Origin of the sequence: Aliiroseovarius crassostreae (assembly GCF_025137635.1) — a bacterium.
In the GTDB taxonomy this organism is placed as follows: Bacteria; Pseudomonadota; Alphaproteobacteria; order Rhodobacterales; family Rhodobacteraceae; genus Aliiroseovarius; species Aliiroseovarius crassostreae.
The window spans coordinates 446420-470641 of record NZ_CP080772.1 but is presented as its reverse complement, the minus strand read 5'-3'; the positions used below and the strand labels follow the sequence as shown (position 1 = coordinate 470641).

Sequence of the window (24222 nt, the reverse complement as noted above, 5' to 3'; positions counted from 1 at the left end):
CAGGAGATCAATGGGGCGCCCTGCAAATTCCCTTCATCCCGCTGGCCTGAGTTAATAGGCCGAGACGTTTTCAATAATCTTGCGTTCGCCGAATTGGTTGACCAGGGCCACGTCAATTCGAATTGGTGTCAGCATCCCTTTTGGCTGCTGAGCCACAAATTCACTTGCAGCATTGTAAATCCGAAACAGTTGCCGCTTTGTCAGCCTTTCGGCAGCACGAGCAAAATCCCGGGCCTTCTTGACTTCGATGAAAATGAAACCGTCCCCATTCTTTGCAACCAGATCAATCTCTCCCCCCTTTCCACGCCAACGGCGCGCAGCGATATCATGCCCCTTTTGCGTATAATCCACACTCACGGCATTTTCCGCTGCAATCCCCGCCAGGTAGGAGGTTTTTCCGCTCATTCCTCACTCTCCAGTTCCAACGCCGCCTGATATACCTTTCGCCGCGGAAGGCCCAAAGCTTCCGTGACAAAAGCGACCGCATCTTTTTTCGACATATCTTTCATTGCTCTTCTCAAAGCCTGTTCCAGCGTCTCTTCCCCCGGTGCCGCGGCGACATGCCCGATGACCAGAACGATCTCACCTTTCAAGGTGCGATCCTCAAGTGTTTCGGACAGTTCCTGCACATTGCCACGCAAGACCTCTTCAAATCGTTTTGTCAGCTCACGGCAAATGGCGGCGGGGCGATGACCCGCTTTAAGAGAACACAAATCCATTAACAGCCGGTTGATCCGTTTGGGGCTTTCGTAAAGGACAATTGTGGCCTCGGTGATCAACAGGTCGGACAACCAGGTTTTACGCGCCCCTTTGGCCGCTGGCGGAAAGCCCGCAAAAAGAAACCTGTCTGAGGGAAGCGAGGAAAGGCTAAGCGCCGTCAAAACGGCAGACGCCCCGGGCGCAGCTGTCACCAGCCCTTCGTCCTGGGCCACATCACGCGCCAGCGCATAGCCCGGATCGGCAACAAGTGGCGTACCGGCTTCACTGACATAAGCGACCGAGCGCCCTTCTGCGATCAGCTTGCGAATCCCGTCCCGGCCATTTTGCCCGGAGTGATCGTGATAGGGGATCATCGGGCGGCCCCTGACCGGAATTGCGTGAATATCCATGAGCTTACGCGCAGTGCGGGTGTCTTCTGCCGCGATCACATCGGCAGAGGCCAGGATATCAAGGGCGCGCAGGGTAATATCGCGGGCATTTCCGATGGGCGTTGCCACCAGGTAGAGGCCTGCATCAAGGGGAGAGATTTCGGGTTTCACACTGGACCTATCGAGCAAGGTGATTATTATGTCGGCGTCTGCAATGGGCGGCAGGACCGTCCAGCTTGTATCCGGGAGAGGATGTTTCATGTTCGCTGTTTTCCAGCGCGCCCGCAAGTCAGCCGGGGTCGCGATTTCAATTGCTTCAGCCATTTTTCTGACCGCTTGTACCATTGATACGTCAAACGGGGGGGGACAACGGATCAATCCGTCGAAACCCGTGCCGGTGGCTCTGCTGGTGCCTGGGGGATCGGGGTCATCCACGGACACGGTGTTGGCCAGTTCGCTGGAGAATGCGGCCCGCCTTGCGATGTCGGAGCTTTCGGGTGTGACGATTGATCTGCGCGTCTACAACACGGCCGGCAACCCGGATCAGGCTGCCCGCGTGGCGGTGCAGGCCGTGAATGACGGGGCCAAGATCCTGCTGGGGCCGGTATTTGCGAAAAATGCCAACGCGGCGGGGCTTGCCGTGGCCAGACGGAACGTGAACGTTCTGAGCTTCTCGAACAACCCGTCCATCGCTGGCGGCAATGTCTTTGTGCTGGGCAACACGTTCAACAACACCGCCAACCGACTGGTGAGCTATGCCAAGACGCAGGGCAAGGGCCGGATCATGGTAGTGCATGGCAATGATGGCGCCGAAACCGATGGCAGCCGCGCCATTCAGAACGCCATCGCTGCCAAAGGGGCGACCCTGGCTGGCGTTCGCGGATTTGAGCTGTCGCAGAATGGGATCGTGAACGCGATCCCGGGCATCAGCCGCGAGGTGAAATCCTCGGGTGCACAATCCCTGTTCCTGACCTCGGGCACCTCTGGCGCCCTGCCCTTCCTTGCCGGACTGCTGCCTGAAAACGGTGTGGCGGCGGGCAGCGTGCAGCTGATCGGGCTGCAGCGTTGGGACATCCCGTCCAATGCCCTGAGCCTACCCGGCCTGCAGGGCGGCTGGTTTGCCATTCCCGACCCGGCCCTGAACAATCAGTTCCGCGCCCGCTATCAGGCCAAATACGGCGCCCCTCCGCACCCGATTGCCGGGCTGGCTTATGACGGTATTGCCGCCATTGGTGCCCTGGCCAAATCAGGCAAAGCCAACGCGCTCACCTCAACCGCACTGACACAGGCACAGGGGTTTGCAGGGGTCAACGGCATCTTCCGCCTGCGTGGCGATGGCACCAATGAGCGGGGTCTGGCAGTGGCCCAGATCCAGAACAACCAAGTTGTGGTCATCGACCCTGCACCGAGAAGTTTTGCCGGTGCTGGTTTCTGAGCCCGCTGCCCTGCCATATGCCCAGACAGATCAGTTGATCTGCCCGCCCGCCGCGATTTTTGACGCGGCGGCGCTGTGGGATGATCTTGTTCCTGCGCTGGAGGAGGCAAAAGACGATGCCGATCGGCGCAAGCTGACCGTTGCCGCGCTGCGTGTCGCGATGAAGGACGGCAGGAAATCCATTGCGGCGGCGTTGGAAAAAACCCCCTTTGCCGCCTATGCCGCCACCGCCTCTTACGCTCACCTGACCGACGGGATCGTGCGCACCGTGTTCCGCGTGGCCACCGAAGTGCTGCACCGGCTGCAAACCCCCACCGCATCGGAACGTATGGCGGTCTGCGCGGTGGGCGGCTATGGCCGCGGCGAGATGGCGCCGCAATCCGACGTGGATCTGTTGTTCCTGACGCCCTACAAAATCACCGCCTGGGCCGAAAGCGTGATCGAAAGCATGCTTTACATGCTGTGGGACCTGCGCCTGAAAGTGGGCCATTCCGCCCGCACCATCGACGACTGCCTGCGGCTGGGGCGCGAAGATATCACCATCCGCACCGCCCTGCTGGAACAGCGCGCCATCTGTGGCGACGCGGCGCTGGCAGGTGAATTGACCGACCGCCTCTGGTCGGAACTTTTCAAGGGCACTTTGCCGGAATTCATCGAAGGCAAGCTTGCCGAGCGTGACGCCCGTCACAAGAAACAGGGCGGACAGCGTTACGTTGTGGAACCCAATGTGAAAGAGGGCAAGGGCGGGCTGCGCGATCTGCAGACGCTTTACTGGGTTGCGAAATATCAGCACCGGGTTGTGGACACGTCCGATCTTGTCGGGCTGGGTGTTTTCACGGAAGAGGAATATGACACGTTTCGCAGCGCGGATGAGTTCCTCTGGGCCACCCGCTGCCAGCTGCACCTTCTGACCGGACGCCCCACCGAACAGATCACCTTTGATCTGCAGGTCGAGATTGCCGACCGGCTTGGGTTTCGGGACAAGGATGGCCGGCGCGGGGTTGAGCATTTCATGCAGACCTATTTCCGCCACGCCACCCAGGTGGGGGAGCTGACCCGCATCTTCCTGACCGCGCTTGAGGCGCAGCACCTGAAGCAGGAGCCCGCCCTGATGCGGTTTCTGAAACGGCGCAAAAAGGTCAAATCCGGGTTTGTCGTCAATCAGGGGCGGCTGGATGTGGCCAAACCCGTCAGCTTCCTGTCCGACAAGCTGAACCTGTTGCGCCTGTTCGAAGAGGGGCTGCGCACCGGCATGCTGATCCATCCGGACGCGATGCGGCTGGTGTCAGCCAACCTGCACCTGATCGACGACGAGATGCGCGCCGACAAGGAAGCCACCCGGATTTTCCTCGACCTTCTGTTGAAACACGGAAACCCCGAACGCGCGTTGCGACGCATGAACGAGCTGGGCGTGCTGGCGGCGTTCATCCCGGAGTTTGAACCGATCGTGGCGATGATGCAGTTCAACATGTATCATTCCTATACGGTGGACGAACACACCATTCAGGTGATCTCCAACTTCGCCCGGATCGAACGCCACGAGCTGGAAAACGAGCTTCCGATCAGTTCGGAAATCATCAACAAAGGCGTCAACCGCAAGACGCTGATGGTGGCAATGCTGCTGCATGATATCGGCAAGGGGCGCCCGCAGGACCATTCCGTGCTGGGCGCACAGATTGCCCGCAAAGTGGCCCCCCGTCTGGGGCTGACCGCCAAGGAATGCGAAACGGTGGAATGGCTGGTGCGCTATCACCTTCTCATGTCCGATATGGCGCAGAAACGCGACATTGCCGACCCGCGCACGGTGCGCGACTTTGCCAAGGCGGTGCGGTCGGTCCGGCGCCTGAACCTGCTGACCGTCCTGACGGTCTGCGACATTCGCGGCGTTGGCCCGGACACCTGGAACAACTGGAAAGCCACGCTGATCCGCACTCTTTACAACCAGACCCACCGGGTGCTGGAAGGCGGGATGGAAGAGCTGAGCCGCGAGAACCGTGGGGCCGAAGCCAAACGGGCCCTGCGCGAGGCGCTGTCGGATTGGGATCCAAAGGACCTCAAGCGCGAGACCAAACGTCATTATGACGCCTATTGGCAGGGGCTGCATGTCACCGCTCATACGGTGTTTGCCAAGATGCTGCGGGGGATTGGCGATGACGAGGTGCGGGTTGAGCTGGAACCGGATCACGACCGGGATGTGACCCGGGTCTATTACGTTTTGGCGGATCATCCGGGGATCTTTTCACGCCTTGCCGGTGCCTTGACGCTGGTGGGCGCCAATATCGTGGATGCGCGCACCTATACCTCAAATGATGGCTATGCCACCGCCTGTTTCTGGGTGCAGGATGCCGATGGCGGCCCGTTTGACGTCTCGAAAAAGGCGCGGCTGAGCAAAATGGTCGACAAGGTGCTGAAAGGCGAGGTCGTGGCAACCGAAGCCATAGCCGGGCGCGACAAGATCAAGAAGCGGGAACGCGCCTTCAAGGTGCCCACGACAATCACCTTCGACAATGAGGGGTCCGAGATCTACACGATCATCGAAGTGGATACGCGCGACCGGCCCGGACTGCTTTACGACCTCACCCGGACCCTCGCCAATTCCAACGTCTATATCGCCTCGGCCGTGATCGCGACCTATGGGGAACAGGTGGTCGACAGCTTCTATGTCAAAGACATGTTCGGGCTGAAATTCCACGCGGAAAGCAAGCAGCAAACCTTGGAGAAACGACTGCGCGAGGCGATCGAACGCGCGGCTGAGCGGGCACAATCATGAGACCGGGCATGAAACCGGGCCTAAAACTGGGCATCAAGGCGGGCATGAAGACAGGCATGAAACTGGAATGAAACCGATCCGATTGATCTCCGGGGTTCTGACCGTCGGGTTCTGGACCCTGATGAGCCGCGTTCTGGGCCTTGTGCGCGAGGTATTCCTGCTGGCTTATATCGGCCCCGGCCCGGTGCTTGATGCTTTTGTCGCCGCGTTTCGACTGCCCAACATGTTTCGCCGTTTCTTTGCCGAAGGCGCATTTAACGCAGCCTTCGTGCCGATGTTTTCCAAACGCTACGAAGCGGACGATGATCCGGGCGGATTTGCCTCGCAGGCGATGAGCGGGCTTTTGTTTGTGCTGATGCTGCTCACCGGGCTTGCGCTGTTGTTCATGCCTGCGCTGGTCTGGGCGGTTGCCGGTGGGTTTGCCGGAACCGAGAGTTTCGACCTGACGGTTGGCTATGGCCGGGTGATGTTCCCCTATATCCTGTTCATCTCGCTCGCGGCGCTGTGCTCCGGTGTGCTCAATGCCACCGGGCGTTTTGCCGCCGCGGCCGCCGCGCCGGTCTTTCTGAACATCCTGGTGATCGGGGCGATGCTTGCCGGGTCGCTTCTGGGCGGAGAGGTGATCTGGTGGGTGGTCTGGATGGTGCCGGTGGCAGGCATCGTGCAGCTGGCCATCGTCTGGGTGGCAACAGCCCGCGCCGGGATTTCGATCAGGCCCGGTCGCCCGCGCTGGACACCGGAAATGAAAAAACTGGTTGTGGTGGCCATCCCTGCGGCGCTCTCCGGGGGGGTGATGCAGATCAATCTTCTGGTTGGGCAGCAGGTGGCGTCGAATTTCGAAAAGGCCGTGGGCTGGCTTTACGCCGCGGACCGGCTTTACCAGCTGCCCCTTGGTGTGGTGGGGATTGCAGTGGGGATCGTGCTGTTGCCGGATCTTGCCCGGCGCCTGAAAGCCGATGATCAGGACGGGGCGCGGGCCGCCTTTTCGCGGGCAGGTGAGATCTCTCTCGCCCTGACCATTCCGGCCGCCGTGGCGCTGATTGTCATGCCCCTGCCGCTTGTTTCCGTCCTGTTTGAGCGCGGACAGACCGGTGCGGATGACACGGCGGCCATTGCGATGGCTGTGGCAGTCTACGGGCTGGGCCTTCCCGCCTTTGTATTGCAGAAATTCCTGCAACCGCTGTTTTATGCCCGCGAGGACACCCGAACCCCCTTTCGCTATGCGCTATGGTCGATGGGGGTAAACGCGGTGCTGGCCATCGGACTGGCCCCGGTGCTTGGCTGGGTTGCCCCGGCGATTGCCACCACGATTGCCGGCTGGTTCATGGCGGTGCTTTTGATGCTGGGCGGACGGCGTTTTGGTGAGGTCGCCCGGTTTGACGCCCGTTTTCGCCGCCGGATCTGGCGTATTGGCTTTGCCGCGATTGCCATGGGGGGCGTGCTCTGGACGTCTTGCCTTGTGCTCGGCCCTGCCCTTGCTGCGCCCGGCTGGCGGTATCTTGCCTTGCTTGTGCTGATTGCGATTGGGATGGTCAGCTACTTCCTTTTCGGACGTATGCTGGGCGCGTTTTACCCACACGAGCTGAAAGCGGCCTTCCGGCGCGGCGGCTGACAGGCTCAAGCAGGGTCAAGGATCCCAAGGCGGATAAGGGGCGCGGGTAAGGGGCGTTGCCCCTCGGGCTTCGCCCTCACCCCAGGATATTTTTAACAAGAAAAAAAGGGGGGCGGATTACCGCTGCCTCAGGCGCATCAACACGCGCCGCCAGCCACCGGGGCTAACGAGAAACGACAGGCCGAAACCAGCAAAGAAACCGCCAAGCTCTGCCACCCAGTCAATGCCGCCGCCAAACAGAAGGCCAAAGATGAGCTGGATCCCCAGGAGAAAGCCAATCAGGCTGAACGCCTGTATCTGATTGCCGCCGGTGAGGGCGAGCCTGGTCCAGATCAGGAAAGTATAGGCCCCGATCAGGCCGTAGACTGCGGGGTAGCCGCCATAAAGCACAATGGCGCTGTCCCACACCGCCCAATAGGCAAGCGCGCCCGCAACAGAGGATCCAAAGAAGACGGCAAGGAAAGCGGGGGCCGAGAAGACCTCACCCACCATTTTCCCAAGCGCCAGCAGGAAGACCAGCACAAACAGGAGGTGCTGAAAACTGAGATGCAGGAACGGGTAGGTCACGAAGCGGGCAAGATCGCGCAGCGGGAAATCGCCACGTTCGAGCATCCAACTGAACAGGGGCGCGCGAAAGCCCCAATCTTCGATTGCAGAAATACGCCAGCCAAGTGCCTCGGGACCGCCGATGAGACCGGAACTGCCTGCGGCAAACAGGATTTCGATCCCGATCATGAAGACGGTCAGGGCAATCACCACGGGGGGCAGCGGATTTACTGCGGGGCCAGGAGGGGTATCATGGGGGGGATCGCGCGTCTCGTCGGTTCTCTTCGGGGTCGCATTCATGCTCATCTGCCTTGATCGGTGCTACACAAAGGGGGGCTTCTTGACGTGGCCCTGGAGCATGGGTAAGCGAGGGGGCACGGAAAATCCAGATCCTTCAAACGGAGCACCCTCATGACCACACATACGCCGCGCGTTTTCTCGGGCATCAAACCATCGGGCGGTCTGACGCTGGGCAATTACCTTGGCGCGATCAAACGGTTCGTCGACATGCAGGGGCAGGCATATGAAACCATCTATTGTGTGGTGGATTTGCATGCGATCACCGTCTGGCAGGATCCGGCAGAACTGACCGATGCCACCCGCGAGGTGGCCGCGGGCTATCTGGCGGCGGGCATTGATCCGACCCAGTCGATCCTGTTCAACCAGTCGCAGGTTTCGGCCCATGCAGAGCTGGCCTGGCTTTTCAACTGCGTGGCGCGGGTGGGCTGGATGAACCGGATGACCCAGTTCAAGGACAAGGCGGGCAAGAATGCCGAGAAGGTCTCACTTGGCTTGTATGCATACCCGTCACTGATGGCGGCGGATATTCTGCTTTATCACGCCACCCATGTGCCGGTGGGTGAGGACCAGAAGCAGCATGTGGAGCTGACACGCGATATTGCGCAGAAATTCAACCATGACTTCAAGGCCGGGGAGTTCTTCCCCTCGCCCGAACCGATCATTGATGGTCCAGCAACACGGGTGATGAACCTGCGGGACGGATCGAAGAAAATGTCGAAATCCGGTGAAAGTGACATGGAGCGCATCAACATGACCGATGATGCGGACACGATTGCGAAGAAGTTCAAGAAGGCCAAGACCGACCCGGAACCGCTGCCGGATACGCTGGACGGATTGAAGGACCGCCCCGAGGCCCGCAACCTGGTCGAGATTTATGCAAGCCTGTCGGATGCAAGCCCGGAAGCGGTGATTTCAGAGTTCGCCGGGGCTGGCTGGGGCCGTTTCAAACCTGCATTGGCCGATCTGGCGGTCGAAAAGCTTGCTCCGATTTCGGCTGAAATGGCGCGGCTGATGAATGACAAGGGGGAGATCGACCGCATTCTTGGCGAAGGCGCGGATAAGGCCGAGGCGATTGCCCAGCCGATCCTTGAGAAAGCCTATGACATCACCGGGTTCCTGCGCTCGCGCAAACGGTAAATGGTCAGGCCGGGGGCGCGGCCCCCGGGATATTTTTGGCAAGAGGAAGAGGGCGCGGGATTTCCGCGTCCTTCTTATATGTGGGGGTGGCGTCGCATCTGGTGGTGATCCGTGTGCCCGCGTGGCGCGGCCTGGGGCAAGACAGCTTTGGCAAAGCGGATTTCGGGAAACAGGTGGTCAGAAAAAAGGCGGCCCGGTAACTGGCCGCCTTTACAAGATCTGCCCATTTCGGAAGGGCGTTTTGCGTGTGTCGCCGGTTTAGCCATTGATGCCCAGCTTGCTGGTCAGGGTCTTGAGCGTGGCCCGATCCTGTTCGTCCCAGAGGGCTTTTCGCGACTTGAACAACGTGGCCTGGCTTTTGTGCACCGGACCATCGCCGAGGATTTTCAGGTGATTGGCGCGCAGGGTTTCGCCGGTTGAGGTGATGTCGGCCACCGCTTCGGAGGTTTCGTTTTTCACCGTGCCTTCGGTTGCCCCCTGGCTGTCGACCAGTTGATAATCCGCCACGCCGTGGTCGCGCAGGTGATCGCGGATCAGGCGGTGATATTTCGTGGCGATCCGCAGGCGGAAGCCGTGATTGGCGCGAAACTGCGCCGCCACCGCATCCAGATCATCCAGCGTGTTCACATCCACCCAGCATTTGGGCACCGCGATGATCAGATCCGCATGGCCAAACCCCATCGGAGCGAGCTCGGTCACCTTATCGGCCCAGCTGGGCAGTTTTTCACGCACCAGATCGGTCCCGGTCACGCCCAGATGAATGCGCCCGGCGGCCAGTTCGCGAGGGATTTCACCGGCGGACAGCAGCACCAGTTCAATGCCGTCAATGCCACGCACCGCGGCCGCATATTCGCGGTCTGACCCGGTGCGGGCAAGCTCGATGCCCCGGCTGCCGAACCAGTCAAAGGTCTTTTCCATCAAGCGCCCTTTTGAGGGCACTCCCAGTTTCACACTCATGATGCGGCTCCCAGCAAAAGGGACAGTTCCGGGCGGATCACGCCACCCACGGCGGGAATGTCGCGGCGTTCCCCGTTCTGATGCCCCAGCACACGGGTCAACGCATCATAGCGCCCCCCGGTGGCCACCGGCTGCAGGTCGGGGCGGGCCTCGGCATAAAAGCCAAAGACGAACCCGTCGTAATATTCCATCGAGGTGCGGCCATAGCTGCCTTCGAAATCGAGGCGGTCAACATCCACCCCGCGCTTTACCAACGCCTCACAGCGCAGCTCCATCCGGTCGACAGCCGGGGCGATGGCAGGCATGTCGACGGCAATGTCCCGCAGATGCTCCAATACGTTGGATGTGGTTTCGCGAAGGGCCAGCAGATCATCCAGCAGCTCAACCTCGCCTGCGGAGATCGGCGCCGCCTGGGCATCTTCGCGCAACGTATCGACACGGGCTGCGATCTCGGACTGTGAGCGCAACCCGATCTGAGGGGCATCCACATCCATCGGATGCTCTCTGGCCAGAAGGGCCGCTCGGCCTTCGGGCATTGGGGCACGCCCCGCGAAACGATCCAGAAGCGCGCGGAAACGGCGGGGACGCCAGATGTGACGTTCAAGGGCGGCCTTGCGCCGGTCGGTGGTCTTCAACCCCCGCACCGCAGCCAGCAGCAACCCCAGATCCCCGGTGGCCGCACGCAGGTTCAGCGGCGCCAGCACGTCCTGCATGATTGCAAACACTTCAGCATCCGCCTCAGCGGGGGCCTCGCGATCAAACACCTCATAGCCGACCTGGAACTGTTCGGAGGTACGGTTGGTGATGTCATCCTGAGCGCGAAACACTTCCCCCATATAGGCATAGCGGGCCGGTTCCGCCCCCTCGGCCATATGCATCTGCACCACAGGCACGGTAAAGTCCGGGCGCATCATCACCTCGCCGCGGACCGGATCATGGGTCACATAGGCGCGCGCGCGGATGTCTTCGCCATAAAGGTCAAGCAGGATTTCGGCGGGCTGCAGGATGTCTGCTTCGATCACCTGTGCGCCCTTGCCTTCGAACACATCCAGCAGGCGGGCGGCTTCGGCTCTGATCAGGGCTTTATCCATTGTCGGCCTCAAGGATTTCGCGCACTTTGGCAACCATATCGGCGCGCGTGCATTCGAACTGGCTCGGGCGTTCCTTCCATTCCTCAAGCGTGGCGCTTTCGGCGATTTTGGCCCCCAGAACCAGATCCTTGATCTGGATCTTGCCCGCCTCAAATTCATCACTGCCGGCGATGACCGCAACTGGCGAGTTGCGCTTGTCGGCATATTTCAACTGGTTGCCGAAGTTTTTCGGATTGCCCAGATAGACCTCAGCACGGATGCCCGCCTGACGCAGCTCTCCAACCATCGCCTGATAATCCGCGAGACGGGTTTTATCCATCACGGTCACAACCACCGGCCCCTGCCCGTCATTGGTCAGGCGACCTTTCGCCTCCAGCGCGGCGAGCAGACGGTCGACGCCAATCGACACGCCCACGGCGGGCACCTTTTGCCCGGTGAAACGCGCGACGAGGTCGTCGTAACGCCCGCCCCCGGCCACGGACCCAAACTGGCGTTTGCGGCCCTTCTCGTCGAGGATTTCAAAGGTCAGTTCCGCCTCGAACACCGGGCCGGTGTAATAGCCAAGGCCGCGCACGACCGAAGGGTCAATCTCGATCCGGTCGGGGCCATAGCCCTGTGCAACCAGAAGCTCTGCAATCTGTTCCAGTTCGGCAATGCCCTCGGCCCCAATGGCACTGTCGCCCACGGCCGCGCGCAGGTTTGCGAGCGTTTCCGCAGCGTCGGCGCCTTTCGAGGTCAGGAAGGCAATCACGGGTTCCGCGTTTTCCGGCTCCAGCCCGACCCCATCAATATAGGCGCCCGAGGCATCCAAACGGCCCTTGCCAAGCAGTTCACGCACGCCGCTTTCACCCACTTTGTCGAACTTGTCGATGGTGCGCAGAACGGCTTCGCGCACGGGGCCATCTTCGACCCCCATCACCTCAAGCACACCGTTCATGACCTTGCGGTTGTTCACCCGCACCAGATAATCGCCGCGCGGAATGCCGACGGTTTCCAAAGTGTCCGCCAGCATCGCGCAGATCTCGGCATCTGCCGCCATGGACGAGGTGCCAACCGTATCCGCATCACATTGATAAAACTGGCGAAACCGCCCCGGCCCTGGCTTTTCATTGCGCCACACAGGCCCCATCGCATAGCGGCGATAAGGGGTGGGCAGGTCATTGCGATGCTGTGCATAGACCCGCGCGAGCGGAGCGGTCAGATCATAGCGCAGCGCCATCCAATCCCCGTTCCCCTTCTCGTCAAACTCCTGCCAGGCAAACACACCTTCATTCGGACGGTCCACGTCCGGCAGGAATTTACCCAGCGCCTCAACCGTTTCCACGGCGGAGCTTTCCAGCGCATCAAACCCATAGCGATGATAGACAGCCGCAATCTGATCCAGCATATGTTTGCGCCGTGTCACCTCGGTGCCGAAGTAATCACGAAACCCCTTGGGCGTCTCTGCCTTGGGGCGGGGCTGTTTCTTTTGCTTGGCCATCGCTTTGGTCCCATTGTTTGCTTACGCGGGCGGTCTAGCCGATGGGGGGCGTTGGGGCAAGGCAAGCGGCACGGAAAGCCCCATGTTTTACGCAATCTTCACATGTAAGGGCCGCGTTTCCCGCGCCACGCTGTTTTCGGGCTAGGAAGCAGGCGCAAAACCCGATATCCCGACCTCATGTCACAAGATCGCCTCACCCATCTGGAAGAAACCGTCGCCCATCTGACCAAACAGGTCGAAGAGCTGTCGGATGTCATTGCCCGTCAGGATATCGAACTGGCCCAAATGACCCATCGGGTGCAGATGCTGATGGAGCGAGAAGCCCAGCGCGAAGCGGGCGGCACTGGCGGCGTAATCCTGGGCGACGAACGCCCGCCACATTATTAAGCGGCCTCCCCTCTTCCTCTTGCGACAAATATCCCCGCCGGAGGCCGCCGAGCGAAGCGAGGCCACCGCCAAGCCTGAGCGCCCGAAAGGGCAATCAGGCGCGGCAGCTACACCTCTTCCACATCCACCACACCATCCAGTGACTTCAGCGCCCCCTTGATCTGCGGGTTCAGCGGATAGGACCGGCCAATGGTCATCTCGACCTCTCCGGGCAGGGTCGGGTCCAGCAGGCACAGGCTCACCTCGCCGGGGCGCACATTCCTGGCGGTCTCCGCCGCTTCGTTCAGCAGGTTGGCGACCATCGCCACCGCGCCCGGCTCGTCCAGATACACTTTCAGCGCCATGCCGCCCGCATCCGCCACCACCGCTTCAATCGGCGCGACCGAGCGTGCGATCGGGTCGAACTGTCCGTCGTTAAACCGTCCTTCCAACGTCATCACCACCTGCAGGGTCTCATCAAACACCTTGCGGCAGGCTTCGAAATCATCGGCAAACAGCGCCATGCCCGACACCTGTTCCGTCGGGTCAGAGATGTTCATGCGGAAAAACGGATTGCCCCGCCCGGATTTGCGTTGCTGCAATCCGCCGACAATCACCGCCACCTTGCCCACCACCGCGCCGTTGCGTTCGGCCTTCTCGCGCAATTCCTGAAGTGTCATCACCCCCTTGCGCTTCAAGGCAGGCAGGTAGTCATCCAGCGGGTGCCCGGACAGGTAAAATCCAATGGCCTTATGTTCTTCCGCCAGCCGCTCATTCGGCAACCAGTCATTCACCGGCGGCATTTTCGGCTCCGGCAGGTCCTCGCCGGCTTCGCCAAACAGCGACACCTGATTGGAGGCCCGCTGTTCATGCACCGCACCGGAATAGGCCACAAGCGCGTCCAGAACGTCAAACACCCGGCGGCGGTTCGGGTCGATCTGGTCAAAAGCGCCCGCCCGCGCCAGCATCTCCATCGGGCGTTTGCCGACCTTTTTCAGATCCACCCGGCGGGCGAAATCATAAAGCGTGGCAAAAGGCTTATCGACACCGTCGACCTTGCGCCCTTCGACCACCAGCTGCATCGCCTCGACCCCGACATTCTTGAGCGCGCCCAGCGCATAGACAACCGCGCCATCTTTCACACTGAAGGTCGCAACAGAGCGGTTCACGCAGGGCGGAATGATCTCGATATCCAGCCCCCGGCGCACCTCTTCGGCATAGATCGACAGCTTGTCGGTCAGGTGGATATCGCAGTTCATGACGCCCGCCATGAACTCAACCGGGTGGTTCGCCTTGAGCCAGCCGGTCTGGTAACTCACCACCGCATAGGCCGCGGCGTGGGATTTGTTGAAGCCGTAATTGGCGAATTTTTCGAGAAGGTCAAAAACCTCGGACGCCTTCTTGGCGGGGACCCCGTTTTCGGCAGCCCCCTTTTCGAACTTGGGCCGCTCGGCGTCCATCGCCTCCTTGATCTTCTTACCCATGGCGCGGCGCAGCAGGTCGGCGCCGCCAAGCGAATAGCCCGCCATCACCTGGGCAATCTGCATCACCTGTTCCTGATAAACGATAATGCCCTGAGTTTCCTCAAGAATATGGTCAATCAGCGGGTGGACACTCTCGATCTCCTTCAGCCCGTTCTTGACCTCACAATAGGTCGGGATGTTCTCCATCGGGCCTGGGCGGTAAAGCGCCACCAGCGCCACGATATCCTCGATACAGGTGGGTTTCATGCGCCGGAGCGCATCCATCATGCCCGAGCTTTCCACCTGGAACACCGCAACCGTTTTGGCCGAGGCGTAGAGCTTGTAGGTTGCCTTGTCATCCAGCGGGATGGCGTTGATCTCATTCACCGCACCTTCCGGCGGATCATAAAGCTGCGTGCCATCCGGACCGATATGAATGTCGCGCCCCTGCCCTTTAATGAGGTCCACCGCGTTTTGAATGACCGTCAGGGTCTTGAGGCCCAGAAAGTCGAACTTCACCAGCCCGGCCTGTTCGACCCATTTCATGTTGAACTGGGTCGCTGGCATGTCGGAGCGGGGGTCCTGGTAAAGCGGCACCAGCGCGTCCAGCGGCCGGTCACCAATCACCACACCGGCGGCGTGGGTCGAGGCATTTCGCAAGAGCCCCTCAACCTGCTGGCCATAATCCAACAGGCGCTGCACCACCTCTTCAGACCGTGCCTCTTCGCGCAGACGCGGTTCCTGTTCGATCGCTTCCTTGATCGACACGGGCTTTACGCCCTCAACAGGGATCAGTTTCGACAGGCGGTCCACCTGCCCGTAAGGCATCTGCAACACGCGCCCCACGTCACGCACGGCGGCCTTGGACAGAAGCGCACCGAAGGTGATGATCTGGCCCACCTTGTCGCGGCCATATTTCTCCTGCACGTATTTGATCACCTCTTCCCGGCGATCCATGCAAAAATCGATATCGAAGTCCGGCATCGACACCCGTTCGGGGTTCAGGAACCGTTCAAACAGCAAGCTATAGCGCAGCGGATCAAGGTCGGTGATGGTGAGCGCATAGGCCACGAGGCTGCCTGCACCGGACCCCCGCCCCGGCCCCACCGGAATGCCGTGATCCTTGCCCCATTGGATAAAGTCCGCCACGATCAGGAAGTAGCCGGGAAAGCCCATGCCTTCGATGATGCCCAGCTCAAAATCCAGCCGTTTCTGGTATTCCTCAACACTGACCGCGTGCGGGATCACCGCCAGCCGTTTTTGCAGCCCCTCATTGGCGATGCGGCGCAGTTCGGCCACCTCGTCGTCGGCAAAGCGCGGCAGGATCGGCGCGCGCTTATAGGCCTTGAACGCGCAGCGGCGGGCGATTTCCACCGTGTTTTCAACAGCTTCAGGCAGATCCGCAAAAAGCGTAACCATTTCCTGCGGGCTTTTGAAATAGTGCTGCGGCGTCAGACGGCGGCGGCCCTCGGCCTGATCCACATAGGCCCCTTCCTTGATGCAGATCAGCGCATCATGCGCTTCGTAAAGATCGGTCTTGGGAAAGAAGACATCATTGGTGGCCACCAGCGGGATGCCCATCGCATAGGCCATTTCAACGAACCCCCGTTCGGTGGCCCGCTCCCCCGCGGTGGGCTGCCCTCCTTCTCCGGGATGGCGTTGCAGTTCGACATAAAGGCGATCCCCGAAGGCGCGATGCAGGCGGGTCATCAGCACCTCGGCCTTGTCACGGTTGCCCATCTGCAAAAGCTGACCCACCGGGCCCTCAGCCCCACCGGTCAGACAGATCAGCCCTTCGCAATGCGCCTCCAGTTCAGCCAGCTGCACCTGCGGCAGGTCATCATGCTTGTCCACATAGAGGCATGAATTGAGCTTCATCAGGTTCTCATACCCGCCTTCATTCTGCGCCAAAAGCACAACAGGCGCCGGGGCACGGGGTTTTTCCCCCGGCGCGGGCGGGTCATAACAGACATCTACCTGACAGCCGATGATCGGCTGGATGCCCGCGCCTGCCGCGGTTTCGGAAAACTCCAGCGCGGCGAACATATTGTTCGTATCGGTCACGGCAACGGCAGGCATCCCCATATCGGCGCAAAGTCCGGGCAGTTTCTTGACCGGAACGGCGCCTTCGAGAAGCGAGTATTGCGTATGGGTGCGGAGGTGGATGAATCGGGGCATATCACTCATCCCGCAACCCTAGCCGCCCCGCCCGGTTAACGAAAGTCAGATTGCTTCCAGAATTTCAATCCGGTTGCCAAACGGGTCAGTGGTGTAGAAACGGCGAAACCCCGGCAGATCGTGGTCCCGCCTCACGGGGATCTGCGCCTGTTCCAGACGTGCGGCAAGTGCATCAAGATCGCTGCATAGCAAGGCGGGATGCGCTTTGCGGGCAGGCTGAAAACCTTCCTCGACCCCAAGGTGCAATCGCAGCGTGCCAATTTCAAACCACACGCCGCCCCGCCCGGAAAGACGTGCGGGTTTGGGCCGCTCTGGCAGCCCAAGAAGGTCGGTATAGAAGCGACGGGCCTGTCCCTCCTGCCCTTTCGGCATCGCAAGTTGGACGTGGTGTAGAGCGGTCAACATCATGAAATCCCTTGGCATATGCATAAATGTATACCATAGCATACAATAAGCCACAAGAATCTCTTGCCAGATCAATTTTTCTGCGCTTACCTTGTTAACAATACTTTCCCGCGCGCAATCTACGCCGCATCGAGGGCGCGCAAAACGGGACCACAACAGGGTAAGGCGGCGGGATTATTCCATGGATATCACCTTTCTTCTGAACGGAGAGAGTGTGCATGTGTCGGGCGTGAAGCCGGCGCAAACCGCGCTGGACTGGCTGCGTGAAACGCGTGGGCTGACCGGCACCAAGGAAGGGTGCAACGAAGGGGATTGTGGCGCCTGCACGGTAATGCTGGCCGACGAGGAAGGTGCGCGCGCCGTGAATGCCTGCATCCTTTTCATGGGGCAACTGGACGGCAAATCGCTTACCACTGTCGAAGGGGTCGCCCGTGAGCAGCAGCTTCACCCGGTGCAACAGGCGATGATCGAGGAACACGGGTCGCAATGCGGGTTCTGCACGCCGGGGATCGTGATGTCCCTGGCCACCTCTCACCTGACCGGGGATCGAAATCACGACGACGTGCTGGCGGGCAACCTGTGCCGCTGCACCGGCTATGCACCGATCATTCGCGCGGCGGAAAAAGCGTGGCAGGACCCCGTCCCCGAGGGGTTTGGCGTGCCGAATATCTGCCTGCCGGATCCCACCCATGACACCCAGCGCCCGGGCAGCCTGGCTGAATTGCAAGCGGCCTGCACCGCCCGTCCCGACGCCACCCTGATTGCCGGGGCCAGCGATGTGGGCCTTTGGGCCACCAAGGGGCTTCGGGATCTGGACCCGGTGATTTTTCTGGGCGGCGTGAAGGAGTTGCACAATATCCATGTGGGTGAGGACGAGATCCGCATCGGCTCGGGTGTGACCATCGAACGCACCCGACAACTGCTGGCGGACCACCACCCGCATTTCGCCGAGATGTTGTGCCGGTTTGCTTCGAAACAGGTGCGCAACGTGGCCACGCTGGGCGGAAACATCGCCAACGGATCCCCCATTGGCGACTGCCCCCCACCGCTGATTGCGGTCGGCGCGGAATTGACCCTGAACAAGGGGGGCACCCGGCGCACCCTCCCGCTGGAAGATTTCTTCATCGCCTATGGCCAACAGGACCGCGCACCAAGCGAGTTTGTCGAGGCCATCTCCCTGCCCCGCCACGCGCGGGGACTGCGGGTCTACAAGCTTTCAAAACGGTTTGATCAGGATATTTCCGCCGTATTGGGCGCGTTCAACCTGACCGTGGAAGGCGGAGAGATCACCGGCGCCCGTATTGCCTTTGGCGGCATGGCAGCCACGCCAAAACGAGCGAAAGCGGTGGAACAGGCCTTGATGGGCAAGCCCTTCTCTCGTGCCACCATCACCGCCGCCCTGCCCGCTTTTGCACAGGATTTCACGCCTCTGACGGACATGCGCGCCAGTGCAGAATATCGCCTGAAAACCGCCCAGAACATGCTGATCCGCTATTTCGAAGAGGAAAACGGCACCGCCGCCAATGTGCTGGAGGTGACGTCATGAGCATCGGAAAACCGCTCCCGCATGACGCGGCCCATCTGCATGTGACCGGGGCTGCGCGTTACGTGGATGACATCCCGACGCCCAGCGGCACATTGCATCTTTGTTTCAGCCTGTCTGACGTGGCCCGCGGCAAGATCACCGCGATGGATCTTGCCGCCGTGCGCGCCGCGCCGGGTGTGGTCGCGGTGCTGACCGCTGACGATCTGCCCTTTGAAAATGACGTCTCGCCTTCGATCCATGACGAGCCCCTGCTGGCGGTGGATGAGGTGTTTTACCTCGGCCAACCGATCTTTCTTGTCATCGCCGACAGCCATCTGAACGCCCGCAAGGCGGCGCGTCTTGGACAGATCGACATTGATCCCCTGCCCGCCATCCTGACCATTGATCAGGCGCTGGAGGCTGATAGCCGGTTCGAAGAGGGCCCGGTGATCTGGTCGCGCGGCGACACCAGCCTGGCCCTGAAACACGCCCCCCACATCATCGAAGGTCGCTTCGAGATGGGCGGGCAGGAGCATTTCTATCTTGAAGGTCAGGCCGCCCTTGCCCTTCCCGGTGAAGATGGTGACATGCTGGTGCACAGCTCAACCCAGCATCCAAGCGAAATCCAGCACAAAGTGGCCCATGCAATTGGCCTGCCCATGCATGCGGCGCGGGTCGAAACCCGGCGTATGGGCGGCGGATTTGGCGGCAAGGAAAGCCAGGGCAATGCGCTTGCCGTGGCCTGTGCGATTGCCGCACGCCAGACCGGTCGCCCCTGCAAGATGCGCTATGACCGCGACGATGACATGATGATCACCGGCAAGCGGCATGACTTCCGCATTGCTTATCGCGTGGGCGTGGATGAGACGGGTAAGATCCTCGGGCTTGAGATCACGCAGATGGCGCGCTGCGGCTGGGCGCAGGACCTGTCGCTGCCCGTGGCCGACCGCGCCATGCTGCATACAGACAACGCCTATCACCTTGAAAACGTGGAAATCACCAGCCACCGCCTGAAAACGCACACCCAATCCGCCACCGCCTTTCGTGGCTTTGGCGGACCGCAGGGCGTGCTGGGGATTGAGCGGATCCTGGACCATGTCGCCCGCACAAGGGGGCTTGACCCGATCGCCGTCCGGCAGGTGAATTTCTACGCCGACGGACAGACAACCCATTACGGGCAGGAGATCGAAGGCTTTCACATTCCGGCGATGACCGAGGCGCTTCTTGAACGCGCGGAATATGCGACGCGGCGCGCCGACATCGACGCGTTCAACGCCCGAAACCCCGTTTTGAAAAAGGGGCTGGCCTTTGTGCCGGTCAAGTTCGGGATCAGCTTCACCCTGACCCATCTCAACCAGGCTGGCGCGCTTGTCCATGTCTATCAGGACGGCTCTGTTCACCTCAATCACGGCGGCACCGAGATGGGGCAAGGGCTGTTTCAGAAAGTGGCGCAGGTGGCGGCTTCGGTCTTTGCGGTGGATCTGTCCGCGATCAGGATCACCGCCACGGACACGGCCAAAGTCCCCAACACCTCGGCCACGGCGGCCTCAAGCGGGTCGGACCTGAACGGGATGGCCGTGCGCGCGGCCTGCCTGACCATCCGTGACAGGATCAGCGCCCACCTCGCCACATACTGGTCGGTGGCCCCGGGGGATGTGGTGTTCACCGAGGGGCGGGTGCAGGCCGCCGGACGCGTGCCATTATCCTTCGCCGAGGCCGCCCAGATGGCCTATCTTGCCCGGGTCAGCCTGTCTGCCACCGGGTTTTACAAAACCCCCAGGATCAGCTGGGATCGCACCGCCGGGCGCGGACGCCCCTTTCTCTACTTTTCGCACGGAGTGGCGCTGAGCGAAGTGGTGATTGACACCCTCACCGGCGAAAACAGGATCCTGCGCGCGGACATCATCCACGACACCGGAAACAGCCTGAACCCCGCATTGGACATCGGCCAGGTCGAAGGGGCCTATGTGCAGGGTGCGGGCTGGCTGACCACCGAAGAACTGGTCTGGGACGACACCGGTCGGCTGCGCACCCACGCCCCCTCAACCTACAAGATCCCCGCCAGTTCCGACCGGCCTCGCCAGTTCACCGTGGATCTCTGGCATGAACCGAACCCCGAAGACACGGTGGGCCGTTCCAAAGCCGTGGGAGAGCCCCCCTTCATGCTGGGCATTTCGGCTTGGCTGGCGCTGGCAGACGCGGTTGCGGCCTGCGGCACGGGGTTTCATGACCTGAACGCACCCGCCACAGCCGAAGAGGTGCTGGGCGCAATCGGACGGGTGCAGTCATGAGTTTCGACCTCCCCACCCTTGAACGCGCCATTTGTGATCACGGCCCCGTGGTGCGGGTGGTGGTGGCAGAGGTGAAAGGTTCCGCCCCGCGCGACGTCGGGGCAGCGATGCTGGTCTGGGCAGAGGGTCAATCAGGCACCATTGGCGGCGGAGAGCTGGAATGGCGCGCGGCCCGAAAGGCCCGCCAGTTGTTGAAGGGGGGCCGCGCATTTGACCGCTACCCGCTTGGTCCGGCCCTTGGGCAATGCTGCGGAGGGGCGGTAAGCCTGCTCAGCGAATGCTTCGATCTTGAGAAGATCAAATCATTGAAGAATAAGAGTGTTTACGCACGCAGCCTTGATGAAAAAGACCCGCCACTTGCAGTGCATCGTGCCCTGCAGCAGGCGCGCGACCGCGGTGTGTTGCCCACGGCCCGGCTGGTGCAGGGGTGGATGATCGAACCGATCACGGCCACCCGCCAACCACTGTGGATTTACGGAGCGGGTCACGTGGGCCGCGCTTTGATAAACACGCTCGCCCCCGTGCCTGATTTTGTGATCACATGGGTGGACACGGGACCGGAGCGGTTCCCGGAACAGATCCCGGACGGGGTCACGGCACTGCCAGCCACTGCCCCAAATGAGCTGGTTCGCTACGCTCCGCAACACGCGCAGCATCTGGTGCTGACCTATTCGCATCAGCTCGACCTCGACCTTTGTCATGCGATTCTCCTGCACGGCCATGGCGGGCTTGGGCTGATCGGATCAGCCACCAAATGGGCGCGATTTCGGGCCCGGCTGCGGGACCTTGGCCATGGAAACGGACAAATCAATCAAATAACCTGCCCGATCGGCGATCCGGGCCTCGGCAAACACCCGCAGGCCATTGCGATTGGGGTGGCGACCGCGCTAATGAAAGGCGCGGTTGATAAGACGAACCAAAACGGGTTTCAGAACAGGGGGATACCGACCGATGGAGGAGATGCGCGCGCAGGACGCGCTGTTGACGCTTGAGGGGCTGAGCAAAGCCTATCCGGGCGTCAAGGCCAATGACGATGTGTCCTTTTCCATTCTGCCGGGAGAGGTCCATGCCCTTCTGGGCGAAAACGGCGCTGGAAAGTCGACCCTGGTCAAGATGATCTATGGGCTGGTGAAACCGGACAGCGGCGAGATGCGCCTGAAGGGGCAGGTTTTTGCCCCCCACACCCCCGCCGCGGCGCGCGCTTCAGGCGTGGCGATGGTGTTTCAGCATTTCTCGCTGTTTGACGCGCTGACGGTGGCGGAAAATATCGCCCTTGGCATGGACAACCCGCCCAAGCCGCGTGAATTGACCTCACAGATCCGACAAGTGAGCGAGGCTTATGGCCTGCCGCTTGATCCCAAGCGCATTGTTGGGGAGCTTTCGGCCGGGGAACGGCAGCGCGTCGAGATTATCCGCTGCCTTCTGCAGGATCCGAAACTGTTGATCATGGACGAACCCACCTCGGTCCTGACCCCGCAAGAGGTTGAAATCCTTTTCAAAACCCTGCGCAAACTGACCGCAGAAGGCACCGCGATCCTGTATATTTCACACAAGCTCGAGGAAATTCGCGCCCTGTGTGAACATGCCACGATCCTGCGCCATGGTCAGGTGGTCGACACCTGTGATCCGCGCAGGAAATCCGCACGTGAACTGGCTGAGATGATGGTGGGGACCAGTCTGCATGTCCCGGAACGAGAGCCCTCGGAGCCGGGAGAGGTGGTGTTGGAAATGGATCAGGTCAGCCTGAAATCCCACACCGCCTTTGGCACCGACCTCAAGAACATTTCGTTGACCGTGCGGGCAGGCGAGGTTGTGGGCATTGGCGGCGTTGCTGGCAACGGGCAGGACGAATTCCTGTCGGCCTTGTCCGGTGAGGCGTGGCTGTCTCATGGTGAGGTGCGCCTCAAGGGCACCTGCATTGCCAATCTGCGCCCGAATGAGCGCCGCGCCCTGGCGGTTCTGTCCGCACCGGAGGAGCGCCTTGGCCATTCCGCCGCGCCTGACATGAGCCTGACCGAAAACGCCCTGCTGACCGCAGCCGTGCGTCAACGCCTGACCAAGCGGGGGTTCCTGCGCTGGGGCAAGACCGAAACCTTTGCCCGCGACGTGATCAAGGCCTTTGACGTGCGCACCCCCGGCCCGGAAAATGCCGCCCGCTCCCTGTCCGGCGGCAATTTGCAGAAATTCGTGATTGGCCGCGAGGTGCTGCAAAAGCCCGAGGTTCTGGTGGTGAACCAGCCAACCTGGGGCGTGGATGCATCCGCAGCGGCGGCCATCCGCCAGTCGCTTCTGGATCTTGCAGCGCAGGGCGCGGCTGTGATCGTGATCAGTCAGGACCTGGACGAATTGTTGGAAATCTCGGACCGGTTCACCGCCCTTTACGAAGGCAAACTGGCGGAGCCGGTGCCAACCAAAGGGCTGACCGTTGAAACCATCGGCCTGATGATGGGCGGCGGGGAAGAAAACGGTGAAGAGGAGACCGCCGCATGATCCGTTTGGAAAAACGCCCCTCGCCGTCGCGGGCCTGGGCCACATTGACACCTGTTCTGGCCGTTGTGGCGACGATGCTCGCCGGGGGGCTGATGTTCTGGATGCTGGGCAAGGACCCGTTGGAGAGCATTCGCACGATTTTCTGGGATCCGTTGTTTCACGAAACTTTCGGGCCCTATTCACGCCCCCAGCTGCTGGTGAAAGCCGCCCCGCTGATCCTGATTGCGATCGGGCTGTCGCTGGGCTTTCGCGCGGGTGTCTGGAACATTGGCGCCGAAGGGCAATATATCATCGGGGCCATCTGCGGCGCCGGTGTGGGGCTTGCCTTTTACCCCACCACCAACCCGTTGATTTTCCCGGCCATGGTCCTTGCGGGCGCGCTGGGAGGTTGGGCCTGGGCGATGATCCCCGGCTTTTTGAAGGTGCGGTTTGGCACGAATGAGATCCTGGTGTCGCTGATGCTGGTCTATGTGGCCGAGGCGCTGCTTGCGTCCGTATCACAGGGGCTGTTGCAAAACCCGGACGGAATGGGCTTTCCCGGCTCGCGCAATTTCCGCGATTTTCCGGCCGCCCATAATGCCGAACTGATCGCAAACACGGGCATGCATTGGGGGGTGGTCTTTGCCTTTATCGCGGTGATCTTTGCCTATGTGCTGTTGACCCGCCATATGCTGGGTTTCCAGGTGCGCCTGACCGGAGAAGCCCCCCGTGCCGCCCGTTTTGCCGGTGTGAACCCCACCCGGCTGGTGCTGTTCTGCCTGGGCATTTCCGGGGCACTTGCGGGGATGGCCGGGTTGTTCGAAGTGTCGGGACCTGCGGGCCAGATCTCGATTGATTTCAATTCAGGCTACGGGTTCACCGCAATCATCGTGGCCTTTCTGGGCCGGCTGAACCCGATTGGCATTCTGCTGGCCGGGCTTTTGATGGCGCTGACCTATATTGGCGGTGAGCTGGCTCAACTGATGCTGGGCCTGCCGGCGGCTGCGATCCAGATGTTTCAGGGGATGTTGATGTTCTTCCTGCTGGCGATGGACATGTTGACCAATTACCGCATCCGTTTTGCGGCAAAACCCGTGTAAGGAGGAAAG

18 protein-coding genes are annotated in these 24222 nt (G+C 61.1%); 10 read left to right on the top strand and 8 right to left on the bottom strand.

Annotated elements, in window-relative coordinates; genetic code table 11:
* Nucleotides 1-51: 51 nt before the first annotated feature.
* Nucleotides 52-405: a YraN family protein gene (locus K3J57_RS02275; protein ID WP_259786192.1), complete on the bottom strand. Its 354-nt coding sequence runs from the start codon at nt 403-405 to the stop codon at nt 52-54.
* A complete protein-coding gene (gene rsmI / locus K3J57_RS02270) occupies nt 402-1349 on the bottom strand; it encodes a 16S rRNA (cytidine(1402)-2'-O)-methyltransferase (protein WP_259793785.1) in 948 nt (315 codons plus the stop codon). The genes K3J57_RS02275 and rsmI overlap by 4 nt, the downstream gene beginning before the upstream one ends.
* Between rsmI and K3J57_RS02265 the strand changes: the two genes are divergently transcribed.
* From K3J57_RS02265 to murJ, 3 genes are all read left to right on the top strand, one after another.
* Nucleotides 1348-2523 (top strand): penicillin-binding protein activator, encoded by a 1176-nt coding sequence (locus K3J57_RS02265; protein WP_259786190.1) that lies wholly within the window; start codon nt 1348-1350, stop codon nt 2521-2523. The genes rsmI and K3J57_RS02265 overlap by 2 nt on opposite strands.
* Complete coding sequence (locus tag K3J57_RS02260; protein ID WP_259793781.1) at nt 2510-5293, top strand: [protein-PII] uridylyltransferase; 2784 nt, start codon at nt 2510-2512, stop codon at nt 5291-5293. Before K3J57_RS02265 ends, K3J57_RS02260 begins: the two co-directional genes overlap by 14 nt.
* 67 nt (nt 5294-5360) lie before the next feature.
* Nucleotides 5361-6905 (top strand): murein biosynthesis integral membrane protein MurJ, encoded by a 1545-nt coding sequence (gene murJ, locus K3J57_RS02255; RefSeq protein WP_259796906.1) that lies wholly within the window; start codon nt 5361-5363, stop codon nt 6903-6905.
* 117 nt (nt 6906-7022) lie between these two features.
* On the opposite strand, the gene K3J57_RS02250 is transcribed toward murJ, so the two are convergent.
* Nucleotides 7023-7757: a rhomboid family intramembrane serine protease gene (locus tag K3J57_RS02250; protein WP_311196494.1), complete on the bottom strand. Its 735-nt coding sequence runs from the start codon at nt 7755-7757 to the stop codon at nt 7023-7025.
* Nucleotides 7758-7862: 105 nt separating this feature from the next.
* On the opposite strand from K3J57_RS02250, the gene trpS reads away from it, so the two are divergent.
* Nucleotides 7863-8888 carry a tryptophan--tRNA ligase gene (gene trpS, locus K3J57_RS02245; RefSeq protein ID WP_259786187.1) on the top strand — a complete coding sequence of 342 codons (1026 nt, stop codon included), beginning with the start codon at nt 7863-7865 and terminating at the stop codon, nt 8886-8888.
* Between the two features lie 258 nt (nt 8889-9146).
* On the opposite strand, the gene hisG is transcribed toward trpS, so the two are convergent.
* From hisG to hisS, 3 genes are read right to left on the bottom strand one after another with little or no spacing between them, the layout of a single operon-like run.
* Entirely contained in the window at nt 9147-9845 is a 699-nt protein-coding gene (gene hisG, locus K3J57_RS02240; protein ID WP_259786185.1) for an ATP phosphoribosyltransferase, read from the bottom strand.
* Nucleotides 9842-10936 carry an ATP phosphoribosyltransferase regulatory subunit gene (locus K3J57_RS02235; RefSeq protein ID WP_259796903.1) on the bottom strand — a complete coding sequence of 365 codons (1095 nt, stop codon included), beginning with the start codon at nt 10934-10936 and terminating at the stop codon, nt 9842-9844. The genes hisG and K3J57_RS02235 overlap by 4 nt, the downstream gene beginning before the upstream one ends.
* The gene (hisS, locus tag K3J57_RS02230; protein WP_259796899.1) at nt 10929-12416 is read right to left on the bottom strand and encodes a histidine--tRNA ligase; all 1488 of its coding nucleotides are present in this window, start codon (nt 12414-12416) and stop codon (nt 10929-10931) included. The genes K3J57_RS02235 and hisS overlap by 8 nt, the downstream gene beginning before the upstream one ends.
* A gap of 177 nt (nt 12417-12593) precedes the next feature.
* Between hisS and K3J57_RS02225 the strand changes: the two genes are divergently transcribed.
* Nucleotides 12594-12803 (top strand): SlyX family protein, encoded by a 210-nt coding sequence (locus tag K3J57_RS02225; protein ID WP_055188226.1) that lies wholly within the window; start codon nt 12594-12596, stop codon nt 12801-12803.
* Nucleotides 12804-12910: 107 nt separating this feature from the next.
* On the opposite strand, the gene dnaE is transcribed toward K3J57_RS02225, so the two are convergent.
* Together dnaE and K3J57_RS02215 are read right to left on the bottom strand one after the other, a co-directional pair.
* Nucleotides 12911-16432 carry a DNA polymerase III subunit alpha gene (gene dnaE / locus K3J57_RS02220; RefSeq protein ID WP_259796894.1) on the bottom strand — a complete coding sequence of 1174 codons (3522 nt, stop codon included), beginning with the start codon at nt 16430-16432 and terminating at the stop codon, nt 12911-12913.
* Nucleotides 16433-16468: 36 nt separating this feature from the next.
* Nucleotides 16469-16831, bottom strand: a complete 363-nt coding sequence (locus K3J57_RS02215) for a VOC family protein (protein ID WP_259796892.1) — start codon at nt 16829-16831, stop codon at nt 16469-16471.
* Between the two features lie 178 nt (nt 16832-17009).
* Here K3J57_RS02215 and xdhA point away from each other — a divergent pair, with 178 nt between their 5' ends.
* From xdhA to K3J57_RS02190, 5 genes are read left to right on the top strand one after another with little or no spacing between them, the layout of a single operon-like run.
* Nucleotides 17010-18374, top strand: a complete 1365-nt coding sequence (xdhA, locus tag K3J57_RS02210) for a xanthine dehydrogenase small subunit (RefSeq protein WP_259796890.1) — start codon at nt 17010-17012, stop codon at nt 18372-18374.
* Nucleotides 18371-20644, top strand: a complete 2274-nt coding sequence (xdhB, locus tag K3J57_RS02205; protein ID WP_259796888.1) for a xanthine dehydrogenase molybdopterin binding subunit — start codon at nt 18371-18373, stop codon at nt 20642-20644. The genes xdhA and xdhB overlap by 4 nt, the downstream gene beginning before the upstream one ends.
* A complete protein-coding gene (xdhC, locus tag K3J57_RS02200) occupies nt 20641-21636 on the top strand; it encodes a xanthine dehydrogenase accessory protein XdhC (RefSeq protein ID WP_259793749.1) in 996 nt (331 codons plus the stop codon). The genes xdhB and xdhC overlap by 4 nt, the downstream gene beginning before the upstream one ends.
* Nucleotides 21596-23134, top strand: a complete 1539-nt coding sequence (locus K3J57_RS02195) for an ABC transporter ATP-binding protein (RefSeq protein ID WP_259776617.1) — start codon at nt 21596-21598, stop codon at nt 23132-23134. The genes xdhC and K3J57_RS02195 overlap by 41 nt, the downstream gene beginning before the upstream one ends.
* Nucleotides 23131-24213: an ABC transporter permease gene (locus K3J57_RS02190; RefSeq protein ID WP_173485220.1), complete on the top strand. Its 1083-nt coding sequence runs from the start codon at nt 23131-23133 to the stop codon at nt 24211-24213. The genes K3J57_RS02195 and K3J57_RS02190 overlap by 4 nt, the downstream gene beginning before the upstream one ends.
* Nucleotides 24214-24222: the final 9 nt, after the last annotated feature.

Bases quoted from the DNA above. Each gene is read 5' to 3' on its own strand.
- K3J57_RS02265 (WP_259786190.1), top strand. From the start codon at position 1,348: ATGTTCGCTGTTTTCCAGCGCGCCCGCAAGTCAGCCGGGGTCGCGATT.
- rsmI (WP_259793785.1), bottom strand. From the start codon at position 1,349: ATGAAACATCCTCTCCCGGATACAAGCTGGACGGTCCTGCCGCCCATT.
- hisG (WP_259786185.1), bottom strand. From the start codon at position 9,845: ATGAGTGTGAAACTGGGAGTGCCCTCAAAAGGGCGCTTGATGGAAAAG.
- K3J57_RS02225 (WP_055188226.1), top strand. From the start codon at position 12,594: ATGTCACAAGATCGCCTCACCCATCTGGAAGAAACCGTCGCCCATCTG.
- xdhB (WP_259796888.1), top strand. From the start codon at position 18,371: ATGAGCATCGGAAAACCGCTCCCGCATGACGCGGCCCATCTGCATGTG.
- K3J57_RS02275 (WP_259786192.1), bottom strand. From the start codon at position 405: ATGAGCGGAAAAACCTCCTACCTGGCGGGGATTGCAGCGGAAAATGCC.
- K3J57_RS02250 (WP_311196494.1), bottom strand. From the start codon at position 7,757: ATGAGCATGAATGCGACCCCGAAGAGAACCGACGAGACGCGCGATCCC.
- K3J57_RS02235 (WP_259796903.1), bottom strand. From the start codon at position 10,936: ATGGATAAAGCCCTGATCAGAGCCGAAGCCGCCCGCCTGCTGGATGTG.
- hisS (WP_259796899.1), bottom strand. From the start codon at position 12,416: ATGGCCAAGCAAAAGAAACAGCCCCGCCCCAAGGCAGAGACGCCCAAG.
- xdhC (WP_259793749.1), top strand. From the start codon at position 20,641: ATGAGTTTCGACCTCCCCACCCTTGAACGCGCCATTTGTGATCACGGC.
- dnaE (WP_259796894.1), bottom strand. From the start codon at position 16,432: ATGAGTGATATGCCCCGATTCATCCACCTCCGCACCCATACGCAATAC.
- trpS (WP_259786187.1), top strand. From the start codon at position 7,863: ATGACCACACATACGCCGCGCGTTTTCTCGGGCATCAAACCATCGGGC.
- K3J57_RS02215 (WP_259796892.1), bottom strand. From the start codon at position 16,831: ATGATGTTGACCGCTCTACACCACGTCCAACTTGCGATGCCGAAAGGG.
- xdhA (WP_259796890.1), top strand. From the start codon at position 17,010: ATGGATATCACCTTTCTTCTGAACGGAGAGAGTGTGCATGTGTCGGGC.
- K3J57_RS02195 (WP_259776617.1), top strand. From the start codon at position 21,596: ATGGAGGAGATGCGCGCGCAGGACGCGCTGTTGACGCTTGAGGGGCTG.
- murJ (WP_259796906.1), top strand. From the start codon at position 5,361: ATGAAACCGATCCGATTGATCTCCGGGGTTCTGACCGTCGGGTTCTGG.
- K3J57_RS02190 (WP_173485220.1), top strand. From the start codon at position 23,131: ATGATCCGTTTGGAAAAACGCCCCTCGCCGTCGCGGGCCTGGGCCACA.